The 11,611-nt window shown below is 39.7% G+C and carries 11 protein-coding genes; 4 read left to right on the top strand and 7 right to left on the bottom strand.

Annotated features, from left to right (window positions below; translation table 11 throughout):
- Positions 1-307 precede the first annotated feature (307 nt).
- The 3 genes from AACU33_RS04915 to AACU33_RS04905 all read left to right on the top strand — a co-directional run bounded on the left by AACU33_RS04915 (position 308) and on the right by AACU33_RS04905 (position 4,092).
- A complete protein-coding gene (locus AACU33_RS04915; RefSeq protein WP_339375771.1) occupies positions 308-1,342 on the top strand; it encodes a hypothetical protein in 1,035 nt (344 codons plus the stop codon).
- Between the two features lie 87 nt (positions 1,343-1,429).
- On the top strand, positions 1,430-2,656 hold the full coding sequence (locus AACU33_RS04910) for a TRAFAC clade GTPase domain-containing protein (protein ID WP_096587307.1): 1,227 nt from the start codon (positions 1,430-1,432) through the stop codon (positions 2,654-2,656).
- Positions 2,653-4,092 carry a WD40 repeat domain-containing protein gene (locus AACU33_RS04905; protein WP_096587306.1) on the top strand — a complete coding sequence of 480 codons (1,440 nt, stop codon included), beginning with the start codon at positions 2,653-2,655 and terminating at the stop codon, positions 4,090-4,092. Before AACU33_RS04910 ends, AACU33_RS04905 begins: the two co-directional genes overlap by 4 nt.
- Before the next feature lie 115 nt (positions 4,093-4,207).
- Here the strand turns inward: AACU33_RS04905 and AACU33_RS04900 are convergent, their stop codons facing one another.
- The 7 genes from AACU33_RS04900 to AACU33_RS04870 all read right to left on the bottom strand — a co-directional run bounded on the left by AACU33_RS04900 (position 4,208) and on the right by AACU33_RS04870 (position 10,750).
- The gene (locus tag AACU33_RS04900; RefSeq protein ID WP_096587305.1) at positions 4,208-4,648 is read right to left on the bottom strand and encodes a GNAT family N-acetyltransferase; all 441 of its coding nucleotides are present in this window, start codon (positions 4,646-4,648) and stop codon (positions 4,208-4,210) included.
- Positions 4,649-4,770: 122 nt separating this feature from the next.
- Positions 4,771-7,800 (bottom strand): L-glutamate gamma-semialdehyde dehydrogenase, encoded by a 3,030-nt coding sequence (gene pruA / locus AACU33_RS04895; RefSeq protein WP_096587304.1) that lies wholly within the window; start codon positions 7,798-7,800, stop codon positions 4,771-4,773.
- A gap of 297 nt (positions 7,801-8,097) precedes the next feature.
- Positions 8,098-8,427 carry a hypothetical protein gene (locus AACU33_RS04890; RefSeq protein ID WP_339375770.1) on the bottom strand — a complete coding sequence of 110 codons (330 nt, stop codon included), beginning with the start codon at positions 8,425-8,427 and terminating at the stop codon, positions 8,098-8,100.
- Positions 8,408-8,809 (bottom strand): type II toxin-antitoxin system PemK/MazF family toxin, encoded by a 402-nt coding sequence (locus tag AACU33_RS04885; RefSeq protein ID WP_096587302.1) that lies wholly within the window; start codon positions 8,807-8,809, stop codon positions 8,408-8,410. Before AACU33_RS04885 ends, AACU33_RS04890 begins: the two co-directional genes overlap by 20 nt.
- On the bottom strand, positions 8,794-9,072 hold the full coding sequence (locus tag AACU33_RS04880) for a hypothetical protein (protein ID WP_096587301.1): 279 nt from the start codon (positions 9,070-9,072) through the stop codon (positions 8,794-8,796). Before AACU33_RS04880 ends, AACU33_RS04885 begins: the two co-directional genes overlap by 16 nt.
- A 111-nt stretch (positions 9,073-9,183) precedes the next feature.
- Entirely contained in the window at positions 9,184-9,429 is a 246-nt protein-coding gene (locus tag AACU33_RS04875; RefSeq protein WP_339375769.1) for a type II toxin-antitoxin system Phd/YefM family antitoxin, read from the bottom strand.
- 106 nt (positions 9,430-9,535) lie between these two features.
- Positions 9,536-10,750: an HhoA/HhoB/HtrA family serine endopeptidase gene (locus AACU33_RS04870; protein ID WP_096587299.1), complete on the bottom strand. Its 1,215-nt coding sequence runs from the start codon at positions 10,748-10,750 to the stop codon at positions 9,536-9,538.
- A 407-nt stretch (positions 10,751-11,157) separates the two neighbouring features.
- On the opposite strand from AACU33_RS04870, the gene AACU33_RS04865 reads away from it, so the two are divergent.
- The gene (locus AACU33_RS04865; protein WP_096587298.1) at positions 11,158-11,556 is read left to right on the top strand and encodes a metal-sensing transcriptional repressor; all 399 of its coding nucleotides are present in this window, start codon (positions 11,158-11,160) and stop codon (positions 11,554-11,556) included.
- The last annotated feature ends 55 nt before the right edge of the window (positions 11,557-11,611 follow it).

Genomic DNA, 11,611 nt, shown 5'->3' with positions numbered 1-11,611 from the left:
ATAATTAAGAAATCAATTATTTCATAAAATCCAAGTAACATCTGTAATTTTTCTGATAATAAAGGTATTCCAAAAAGAATTTACCAGTATTTTTCCTGAAGGCATTTGCTGTTCACAAAGACTAGGTTGTAGCTGAAGATATATTTGAAGCTACAATCACCAGCTTGAGTATTTTCAAGCTGATAAGTAATTTGTCTCTATGAAAAAGTACCAAATTCTAACATTGGGTTCTGCGGGTTCGGGTAAGACAGTATTCCTTGCTAGTTTATTTAAGGAATTATCAACTCAAGGAAAGTATGGTTTTTATTTGGATGTAGAAGATTTAGAGAGAAGAAAAAAACTCAATCATATCTATAGCCAAATTATTACTGGAGACGTATGGCCACCTGGTACTAGATATAGTGAAGTTTCCCAATGGACATTTACCTGTTGTGTCAAAACAGGTCAGCTTACAGACTATCCTGTTTGCCAATTTACTTATTATGATTACTGTGGAGGAAGGCTTACTGACGATGTGGAAGATGCAGAATTTGAAGCGCTTCTTAAACAAGCAGATACTCTTTTAGGGTTATTAGATGGTCAAAAGATTTATGGATTATTAACTGGTAGTCAGGAATTTACTGTTACCTCCTTTTTAAATCGAGATTTACCAAGCATCCTCAAAAGAATGCAAAGTTCTCGAGTACCCATTCACTTTGTTATTAGTAAATGGGATATACTTCAAAAAGAATTTTCTCTACAACAAATACGCGATCGCCTGTTGCAAATTCCAGAATTCGCTGAGGTTGTTCAATCTAGAAATAATATAGGTGCTCCTATTCGCTTAATTCCTATAAGTTCTGTTGGGTCAAAATTTGCTAGGCTCCAACCTGATGGAAGTATGAAAAAACTACCTAGTGCCATTCCTGCTCCTTTTCTCACAGAAGTTCCATTAGCTTGCGTCTTTCCCGATGGATTTACAGCTCGAATCCATCAATTAAAACAAGAGCAGAAATCATTAGAAAAAGTTAATGACAATCCCCTCGATAATTTTTTCAATATAGTTGGATTTGCCAAGCCTATTCTCGGCGTTACCTATCAATTATTACTACATTTTTTGCCTCCACAATATAAACTAGCTAAACCTTTATTAGAAAGATTAGGCCAGGCATTAGATGAGACTATTCAAAAAGGACAAACAGAAGCAATTAAGCGTTCAGATAAACTTCTTAAAGAACAAGAAGCTTCTCTAAAACTAGTCAAAGATGAAGAAACAGCACTAAAACATGCAGTTGATAGTTTTCTCTATATCCAAAGCTATCTCACTAGAGACTTTCCCGAATCTGATTTTAGCTTACTTTGAATTACTATAGCCAAAATCATAATTTACTAAGAATTTCATGCCTTCAGATTTCATCAACTTTAACTGAACATTCAAGTTTATGTGATTATGAAAAAATATAATATTATTACTTTAGGTTCGAGTGGCTCTGGAAAAACAGTATTTCTTGCGAGCTTATTTAAGCAGCTATCGACGCAAGGAGAATACGGATTTTTTCTTGAAGTTGAAAATCATGAACAACGCAATCTTTTAAATACATTTTACACAGAAATTATTACCGGGGATTCCTGGCCAACTGCAACCAGGGGAATCACCGATTGGGTTTTTACTTGCTGTGTCAAGACTGAGGATTTATCTGTTCATCAGGCGTGTAAATTTATTTATAAAGATTATCCAGGTGCATTACTCTCAGATATAGCAGCAGACGAATCTGCGGACTTAAATATTGATTGGCAACGTGAAGTTCAAGAAGCTGATGCAATTTTAGCTATTCTAGATGGACAACAAATTATCAATTTATTAAGAGGAAGTGAAGATAAGCTACATCAAAAATGGTTATTAACACAATTACCATCTGTACTGCAATTAATACAGCGATGCCACAAAAAAATTCCTATTCATTTTATTATTACTAAGTGGGATTTAGTTGCTAATCAAGGCGGCTTTGATCTAGCAGATGTTAGATATCGGCTTTTAAAAATAAGCTCAGAATTTAAAAATATTGTTAAACAAAGAAATGATGCGAAATGCCCAGTTAGGTTAATCCCTGTTAGTTCTGTTGGTATGGATTTTGCCATCTTCCAAGATGGAGTTATGAAAAAGCTTTCTGGGTCAGTTCCTCAACCTTTTCAGGTGGAAGTACCGCTTTCATGTGTTTTGATAGATGGTCTACAAATAGAAATCAACTATATCAAACAAAAACACCGGGAAATTTTGCAAAAAAAGACTGAGGTACTACCTAAGTTCAGTTTTTTAGAACAAGTAAATCAATTTGTATCTGACACAGTTCTTTCTCTAGCAGCTACAACAGCACGCAATTTATTACCTGAGAAGTACAAATTTGATAACGAAACTTTAGATAAGCTACTCAAAATTACAGAAAAAGGTATTCAACAAGTCGAAGAAAAAGTTCACAAAACTCAGCAAGAAGTTGCTAAAGCAAAAGCCGAGGCTGCTAAAGAAACGGAAAAGCTACGTCGTCAACAACAAGACTCTCTCAAACAAGTCAAAGATGAGGAAACAGCTTTAAAGCATATTATTGATAGTTTTATCCAAATTCGCCAAAATTTGGATAAAGACTACCGAGAATCTAATCTAGGAGAAGCAGGAATATGAGTTTTAAAGCTTGGCCTTTCTTAGTTAGTCGTAATCTGTATCTAGATTATCGCACAGTCGTCGCGCCAGATTTTATTTGTAACGCCCAAATATCTAATTTACTAGCTAGAGCAACTGATGGTGATTTAACTGATGCTGGTACAGCTATTTGTCGTAAAATTACTGGGTCTAGTGTTGGAGATTTAACTTTAATATTTCAAATTATTAAGGGTACAAAAGCAGATATTCAGTGTGCTGATGAGACTACTATTTTGAAAGATCCATTTGGACGTGAAATCTATTTAATAGAGGGTTTAGTATTTCACGAAATTTTAGATAATGTAGCCATCAATCACCAGGCTATATCAGCAGCACATAATCAAGTTAGAGAAGCGTATAGTGAATTTTGGGAAATCACTGATCCTTCGCCAGCTAAAGCTTCAACGGCCTTTGATTTAAATGATTTCATTGTTTCTGAACAGCCTTTAATTCTTAAAACAGTAGAGCCATTTCAAGTAAAACAATCTTTACAACATTCGGCGAATTATGGACAGCTATCAATAAAGGATAGTCTCAAAACTGAATTTCCTATTAGCTCAATTGCGTTTAGTCCAGATGGTAAATGTTTAGTCAGTAGATTTGACAATCAAACAATACAGCAATGGGATTTAGATAATTTGAATAAACCTGAACTGTTACAAAAAACTTCATCTCACTCCTTTGCAAGTAACGTTGTTTTTAGTCCCGATGGTAACTTTATCGCTAGTGGTACTTATTTAAATAACCGCAACTCTGTCTGGCTTTGGAATAATTCACAAAATAAACAACAAAAGCCTCTTAATGAACGAGCATACTTCGAGTCTGACATGGAACCAGGAACGGTTCTAGCATTAGTTTTTAGCCCAGATGGACAGACGCTTGTTGCTGGTAGCAAGTATAAAAGGCTGATCGTTTGGGATATGTTGTCTTATAAAAAAACTATCCTGGCTGAGAATTTAAGTGAAGTCACAACAATTGCTTTTAGCCCTAATGGAGAAGTTTTATTTAGTGGTGAAAAAGACGGCATTGTAAAAATTTGGTATCCTAAAAAGCGGATAGAAGGTCGGACACTTGTTGATAATCTGTCGCCAATTAACTCTATTGCTTGTAGTCCTGATGGTAAACTTTTAGCAATTGGCTGTGATAAAAGTTTAGAAGTTTGGGACTTGACACATGAGACTAATATCTATTCTTCAACAGAGCTTGGTAGTATTAACTCAGTTGCCTTTAGCCCTGATAGTCAAGTTATAGCTATTGGTAGTAAAGACGGAAAAGTTAGCATTTGGGATATAAAAAAACAGCGAAATATATTTAATTTTAATCAGGAAAGTGAAATTAGAACAATAGTTTTTAGCTCTAAAAACAATCTATTAGGTAGTTGTAGCCAGGATGGAATAATTAAAATTTGGCAATATTAATTATTACAAATATCCGAAAAAATTAGGGATTACACAACAGCAGTGGAGCGAAGCGATCGCAGAATTTTTGTGATTGCTTTGCTGATATTAGATAAGTGTTTCCCATTTTAGAGAATCATAATTTATTCTTCATTTTTACATGAGAAATATCTGCTTCTATAAAGATTTCTCCTTCTTGTACAAAACCCATTTTTTCATATAAAGCTTTTACATATTCTTGGGCATGAATGACAACTTCTGGAATATTTTTACTAGCAATAATTTTTAAAGCTTTTTCCATGAGTTGCTGACCGATTCCGTTTCCCCTAGCTCTAGATAAAACAGCTAGTCTTTCTACTTTTGCAGTTTGATTATCTAAATATCTAATTCTGGCAGTACCGACAGCTTCTTGATTTAAATAAGCAATTAAATGTTGAGAAATTTCATCTTTACCATCAAATTCTAAAGCAGGTTCTACCCCTTGTTCTTCCTGGAATACGGCTATTCTAATTGCTTTAATTGCAGCAAATTCTTCAGGAGATTCAACAGTTTTAATAATAAAATTTTTGCTGACCATTTCTTTGCATTCTCTGCACGAAGGACACTTTCCTCAACGGAGGGAACCCCCGCACGGAAGTGTCCTCCTCTGCGGTTAGATGTAACTTTTAAGGTGGGCATTGCCCACCCTACTTGTATAATTTAATCTGCACCTTCAATTGGTGCGAAACCTTGGCGCTGAATATTTTCTGTGATTGTGCGCGGTTCTAGGAATTGTAGCAGGTAATCGGGGCCGCCTGCTTTGGAACCAACACCAGAAAGATTGAATCCACCAAAGGGTTGACGGGCAACGATCGCTCCTGTAATTGTACGGTTAATGTATAAATTCCCGACTTCAAAGTCTTGTTGTGCTTGCTGGATGTGAGATGGTGTTCTTGAGTAAAGTCCTCCAGTTAAAGCGAAGTTAGTACCGTTAGCAACGGCTAATGCTTCCTGAAAATCTTTTACTTTAATTACTGCTAGTACGGGGCCAAAAATTTCTTGTTGGGCAATTATCCCATTGGGTGATACTTCGCTAAAGATGACTGGCCCAATAAAATAGCCTTGTTCTGGTGCTGGTAACTCTAGCGCTAATTTTGCTTCTACCTTACCTTTTTCAATATACTCGCGAATGCGATCGCGGGCATTAGCATCAATTACCGGGCCGACTTGGGTACTGGGTAACTCTGCTTCCCCAATATTCAGGGATTTTGTGGCTTCTACTAACCGCTGCACAAAGGTATCGTAAATCGATTGCTGCACAATCACTCTGGAACAGGCAGAACATTTTTGTCCGCTATAGCCAAATGCTGATTGCACTACCCCAACGACAGCCTGGTCTAAATCAGCACTTTCATCTACAATAATGCCATTCTTCCCACCCATCTCTGCAATTACTCGCTTCATATGCCTTTGCAAAGGTTTGAGTGTAGATGCTTCTGCGTAAATCTTACATCCCACTTCCTGAGAACCGGTAAAAGCAATCACATGAGTATCTGGATGACTCACCAAGTAAGCACCGACTTGGGAACCCTTACCAGGTACATATTGGAAGACACCTTGAGGAATTCCAGCTTCTACCAAAATTTCTGTAAGTTTGGCGGTAATTACAGAAGATGTTTCCGCAGGTTTGAGCAGAGTACAATTGCCAGTGACTAACGCTGCTACAGTCATACCACAAGCGATCGCTAAAGGAAAATTCCAAGGCGAAATGACTACAGCAATTCCTCGTGGTTGGTAAAGATAACGGTTTGTCTCTCCCGAAACGTCATAATTGACACCTTTATCTAGCCGTTCCATTTCATCGGCGTAGTAGCGACAGAAGTCTATCGCCTCCGAAACCTCCGCATCTGCTTCCTTAACTGGCTTCCCAACTTCCAAAACTATCCAAGCGGAAAGTTCAGCGCGGCGCTGTTCCATCAAATCAGCAGCTTTCCGCAAAATATCAGCGCGTTGCTTCACTGGCGTTTTCCGCCAACCAGGAAAAGCCGCCTTCGCCGCTTTCATCGCTTGTTCAGCTTGTTCAACACTGATAAGTCCAACCTTACCAATTACCTGACTGAAATTAGAAGGATTGAGAGAATCAATCGCTTCCTGGGTATTCACATACTCACCATTAATTAGTGGTAAATAAGTTCTCCCCAATTGCTGATGAACAGCCTGAAACGCCTCCGCCGATTTCCTTCTTTCTTCCTCCTCCGCATAATCAGTATCCGCCGCACCCAAAAACCCTACTTTTTCTTCTTTGCGCGCCAGTTGCTTCAAGTCGGCAGAGCCGCCCAACGCACTGGCTTGGCTTTGCGCTTTTGCGTGAGACAAATCTATATTGGGAGGTGCTATCAACTCCTCAATCGGCCTATTCTCCAAATTTTGCCGTAAAAACGAACTATTAGCCGTATTTTCCAACAAGCGCCGAATTAAATAAGCCATCCCTGGCAATAATTCACCATAGGGACAATAAACTCTTACCCGATAACCCTTATCAACCAAAGCCTTCGCCAGTTTATCCCCCATCCCGTAGAGAACTTGCATTTCAAAACAACGGCGGGGAACCTTTAAACTTTCTGCGATCGCTATTGCTCTAGCTTGCGATCGCACGTTATGACTACCAATGGCAGCATATACATATTGATGATTCTCTAGCAATAACTGAGTGATGGCTTCAAAATTCGCATCGCTGGCGGCTTTGTCATTGTAAACAGGCTGGGGCCAATGTTTCTGCGCTGCTTTGATAGTTTCCTGATCCCAATATGCGCCTTTGACTAAACGGATGGTTAAAGGATAACCACGCTGTTTCAACCAAGCAATTACATCTTTGGCATCTTGCTCGCTGTCACGCAGATATGCTTGGATTGTGATGCCAATATCTGTACGTTGCCTAAACTCTTCTTCCGTCAATAATTTTTTGAGAATATTCAGAGTTATATCTTTATAGGCATACTGTTCCATATCAAAATGCACAGCTGCGCCTAATTCTTTAGCATGACGCAGTAGAGTGCGAATGCGATCGCTTACTCTCGCCTCGCTACCCTCAGCATCTAAGGGGTCAAATTGCGAATAAAACGCCGTTAACTTTACAGAAACTTGCACTTTTGGTAGCTGTTCGCCATCTGCTTCATCAATAGCACCAATCGCTTTCCAATTCTTCGATGCTGCTACCAATTGTGCGATTAATTCTAAATAGCGTTCTAAGTAAGATTTTGCTTCTGTTTCTGTAATTACCGCTTCACCAAGTAAGTCAATGGTGAAAGCCATTTTTTCTTTACGTAAGCGTTCAACTGTTTTGATAACTTGTGTAATATTTTCCCCAGCAATATATTTATGAGCGAGAGTTTCAACGGCTGTCGCTACAGTTGTCGCCGCCACTTGTCCCGGCATAGAATCAGGGTTAGCAAAATTGAGCATCCCTTTTAAAGCCGCAGGTAATTCTACAGATTCATCTCCTAAATATTCTTGTAAATGTGCAGCAATTTCTGGTTTGCTGCGTAAAGCAGGTAATGTATCGATAAAGCGAAATAATTGCACCCGTAACCCAGGATTGCTCATCGCCCAAGCTAGTAATTTATCATCCCAACGCATTTGATCGCGAAGCGAGGCAAAAAACGAGCGATTTTCTTGGGTTGCTTCTAGAAGTTGTTTAGCAATTTCTTGGGTTTTAGGTTCGTAGGTGCTGGTTTGTACTTGTAATACCACTGATAGTAAACTCCTAATTCCAGGTAAGACTGCGATCGCTAGCCTCTATCTTCTATTTTGACTCTTTCATTTGGCTACCACCACATTGAAGTTACGCTTCAGGTTCCTCTGAATAGTATGCAGTGAGGCTTATGTAAGCGTTTTGCAGATGTAAAAATGTGCCAAAGCACTGCTTTAGAGACAGTAGTTGAGGAAATCAAATAAAAGTTCACCCGTAAGTAAGGGAAAGTCAAGCTTCAAAAAGCAGCGTTAGAGAAAGTAGCTCAGTAATTCCACTTCTAAAGTACAACGTTGAGGTTAAAAACTCGGATATTGGAGTAAATTGCTCGGCGTTCCGAGTTCTGAACTTGAAGCTTCGCCTTCCGAACACGGAATTTCGAGATGAGAACAGCAACGTCCGAGATCCAAAGGTGAATGATGGTGAAAAAAAGGCGATCGCTTTCCTTTTGAACTCGGATGTTGGAGTAAATTACTCGACGTTCCGAGTTCAGAACACGGAATTTCGAGATGAGAACAGCAACGTCCAAGATCCAAAGGTGAATGATGGAGAGTAAAGAGCGATCGCTCGTGCTTTGAACCGCAACAGCCGAGATCCGGACAAAGTTGATTATTTTGGGTTTTTACCACGTTCTAAAGCTTTGGATGTTGATGGTGGAGGTTGCGACGGCTTTTGAAGTATTTCAATAATTACAGAAATAACTTCATTGAGTTTTTCATCTTTCAACTTTCCGATTTGGCGAATAACATTACTTTTATCCACCGTAGCGATAATGTTAGGGCGAATATAGCAAGGACTTAAGTTTAGTTTCCCAACTCTGAAGTCTTGGTCTTCTAACTTAATTGCATAGTCTCTGCCGGGTTTACTGGTAATAGGACAGATTATGATATTGTGACTATCCGATTCTGCTATTACTAAAGCAGGTCTTCTTTTAGTGGCAGATGCATCAGAAAATGGGAAAGGCACAGAGATGATATCGCCTTTGATCGGATTTTTTATAGATCCTTCCAAGCTTCGTCTTCCTCTGGATCGATCCAAATTTTGCTCAGTGATGACTCACTCAGTTCGACAAAATCTTTTATCAGTAATTGCGAATCATCTACCTCGTTAGTTCGCAAATTCTGAACTATTTTAAGTGGTAGCCCAGTGAGTTTTGCTACTAGAGCTAAATCAATTCCCTCGCGCATCATATTCTGTGCAACTTGGGTTAACGCCTGTTGCCAACCTTGCTCCCATGCTTCGCGTAATGATTGAGATGTAATTGCTTTTGTCATGCATCATTACCAATTGCAGGCGCTTCAATGATACCTCGAATATAGCTCTTATAATTTTGAACTGATGAATAATATGAGTAAAATGCGATCGCTCTCCATTACTGCCATCACTCACCAATCCAACTCCTCATCACATTCTTGGATTGGTGTTGCTAATCCTTCTTTGATAGATTCTCGCATCCCAGGTATAGATAGCAAGTAAAGAGTCTCCTGAATTGCAGCCCAGTCTTTTTCAGCCAGCAGAATTGCATTACTGCGTTCACCTTGAATAAGCACAGGTTTACCCTGCTCTGCAACTCGATCTATCAGCTGTTGTAAATTATGTTGAGCGTCGTTGACGGGAAGCGAAGACATCATGCTTTTTTAGCTCAGAATAACTTTACTTTAGCAGCGATCGCCAAAAATAAAGGGTATGCACAGACATACCCCCGATATCATAAATTAACTCAATACTCAGCGCTGATTACGAAGCGTTTTGCAATTCAGCCGTGCGTACCGATAGCTGCTGTGTTTGATTACCTCGTTGTACCTTCACCTGCAATACTTGACCGAGGCGACTATTTTCTACAGCATTCTGTAACTGTTCTGCTGTGGTAATTGCTTGTCCATCAATTTGGACAATTACATCCCCGCGTCGGATACCCGCAGATGCAGCTGGCGAATTAGGTATAACTCGCATCACCAAAACACCGTTAACTTCCGGTATTTGAATGGGAGAGTTGGGATCTGTGTTGTTCTGCTTGGCTAGCTGGGGAGTTAAAGTTACCATTTGCACGCCTAAATAGGGGTGAGCAACTTTACCTTCGCGTTGCAGTTGTGTGGCGATCGCTTTTGCTTTATCAATGGGGATAGCAAATCCAATTCCCATTGCGTCAGCACGAATGGCAGTATTAATCCCAATCACTTCACCTTGACCATTTAATAACGGCCCCCCAGAGTTACCGGGGTTAATAGCGGCGTCAGTTTGAATAAACTCTAAGCGTTTATCTGTAATCCCCACTTGGGCTGAAGAACGCTTGAGGGTGCTGACAATACCCAAAGTTACGGTATTATCAAATCCTAAAGGATTACCAACTGCGATCGCCCAGTCTCCTACCTGCACGCTACCAGAAGAACCTAAGGGTGCAACTGGTAAATCATTCCCAGCGTTAATCTTAACTACTGCTAAATCTGTAACTTCATCAATACCTTGAACTTTACCGTCAAAGGTGCGGCCATCTTTCAGCCGGACTGTTACTCTATCAGCTTTATCAACTACGTGAGCATTGGTGAGAACTACCCCACTCTTATCAATAATGAATCCAGAACCCAGACCGCGCAATTGCTCTCTAGATGGCTGTTGCGGGAAACTGTCACCAAAAAACTGGCGGAAAAATGGGTCTTCAAGAAATGGATCGTTACGACGAGTAATTGTACGCTCTGTATCAATCCGTACTACTGCTGGGCCAACACGATTGACTGCTGCTGTCACAAAGCTACTGCTACCTATTGCAGCCGAAGCTGGTGATTGGCGTTGAGCCAGCAATTCTGGCGTATTTGCAGTAGCCGACTTTGGTGCTGGTTCTGCTTGGGATGGTAACACCCGCAGACTGGTAAAAGTTAGCACAACTCCTAGAAATATAGCTAAAAAGTGGGAACTGAGTTGGCGTATAGACCTGGGTAATTTGGTAAATTTCATAATCACAACCTAAATCTAGAAGCGTAATTTTTACTTAGTCGTGACGCATCTAATCTAAATTTATTTTTACAGAATCTCAGAGAATACCTGCGTATTGACGCTTGTACTCTACTTCAGGTTTCACCGCCTCCCCTGAGTTATGTTCTCAGATAGCTACTAAGATTAAAGGGAGTTGGCAACCTTCTTCACTCAATTAATATCTGTGAGAAAAACTCAGTATTAGTTAAGGCAGAGCGTGAACTACCTATAATCAAATTAATTGTATATTTAGCTCAAAAGCTATTATGGACATTCCCCATAGCAAGGTTCGGATTTCACACCATAATTAATATTTGTCATTTGTCATTAGTTATTTCTTCCTTTCCCTCTAGGCTAGTATCTTAGTTAGACCAGCACTTTGAGAAACCATGAACGGATTAAACCGATCTCCTGAAGAATCCTTAACTACATCCAAGCAAGCAGAACACTCTCACGATCGCACCTCAGATCACGAACATCCAGATAGTTCTGTACATGGAGACTCGGTTCATCCTCACGTCCATAGTGAAGAGTCTTTACGGCGAATTGTCAATAGGCTTGCACGTATAGAAGGACACATTCGCGGTATTAAGACAATGGTGCAGCAAAATAGCCCTTGTCCTGATGTTTTACTGCAAATTGCCGCAGTCAGGGGTGCATTAGATCGGGTAGCGCGAATTGTGTTGGATGAACATTTAACTGAGTGTATAGCCAGAGCTGCACAAGAAGGAAATATTGATACTGAAATTGCACAACTTAAGGCAGCTTTAGATCGGTTTTTACCTTAAAACATAACTAAAGTATAAACAATCAACCCTGGTGATTTCTGTTCCTCAGGGTTGT

This window comes from Calothrix sp. NIES-2098 (genome assembly GCF_963875125.1).
Lineage (GTDB): Bacteria > Cyanobacteriota > Cyanobacteriia > Cyanobacteriales > Nostocaceae > Aulosira.
This window is presented reverse-complemented; position numbering and strand designations above follow the sequence as displayed.

Coding starts and splice junctions, on each gene's coding strand:
- AACU33_RS04865 (WP_096587298.1), top strand. CDS start 11,158: ATGAACGGATTAAACCGATCTCCTGAAGAATCCTTAACTACATCCAAG.
- AACU33_RS04905 (WP_096587306.1), top strand. CDS start 2,653: ATGAGTTTTAAAGCTTGGCCTTTCTTAGTTAGTCGTAATCTGTATCTA.
- AACU33_RS04870 (WP_096587299.1), bottom strand. CDS start 10,750: ATGAAATTTACCAAATTACCCAGGTCTATACGCCAACTCAGTTCCCAC.
- AACU33_RS04900 (WP_096587305.1), bottom strand. CDS start 4,648: ATGGTCAGCAAAAATTTTATTATTAAAACTGTTGAATCTCCTGAAGAA.
- AACU33_RS04875 (WP_339375769.1), bottom strand. CDS start 9,429: ATGATGTCTTCGCTTCCCGTCAACGACGCTCAACATAATTTACAACAG.
- AACU33_RS04880 (WP_096587301.1), bottom strand. CDS start 9,072: ATGACAAAAGCAATTACATCTCAATCATTACGCGAAGCATGGGAGCAA.
- AACU33_RS04910 (WP_096587307.1), top strand. CDS start 1,430: ATGAAAAAATATAATATTATTACTTTAGGTTCGAGTGGCTCTGGAAAA.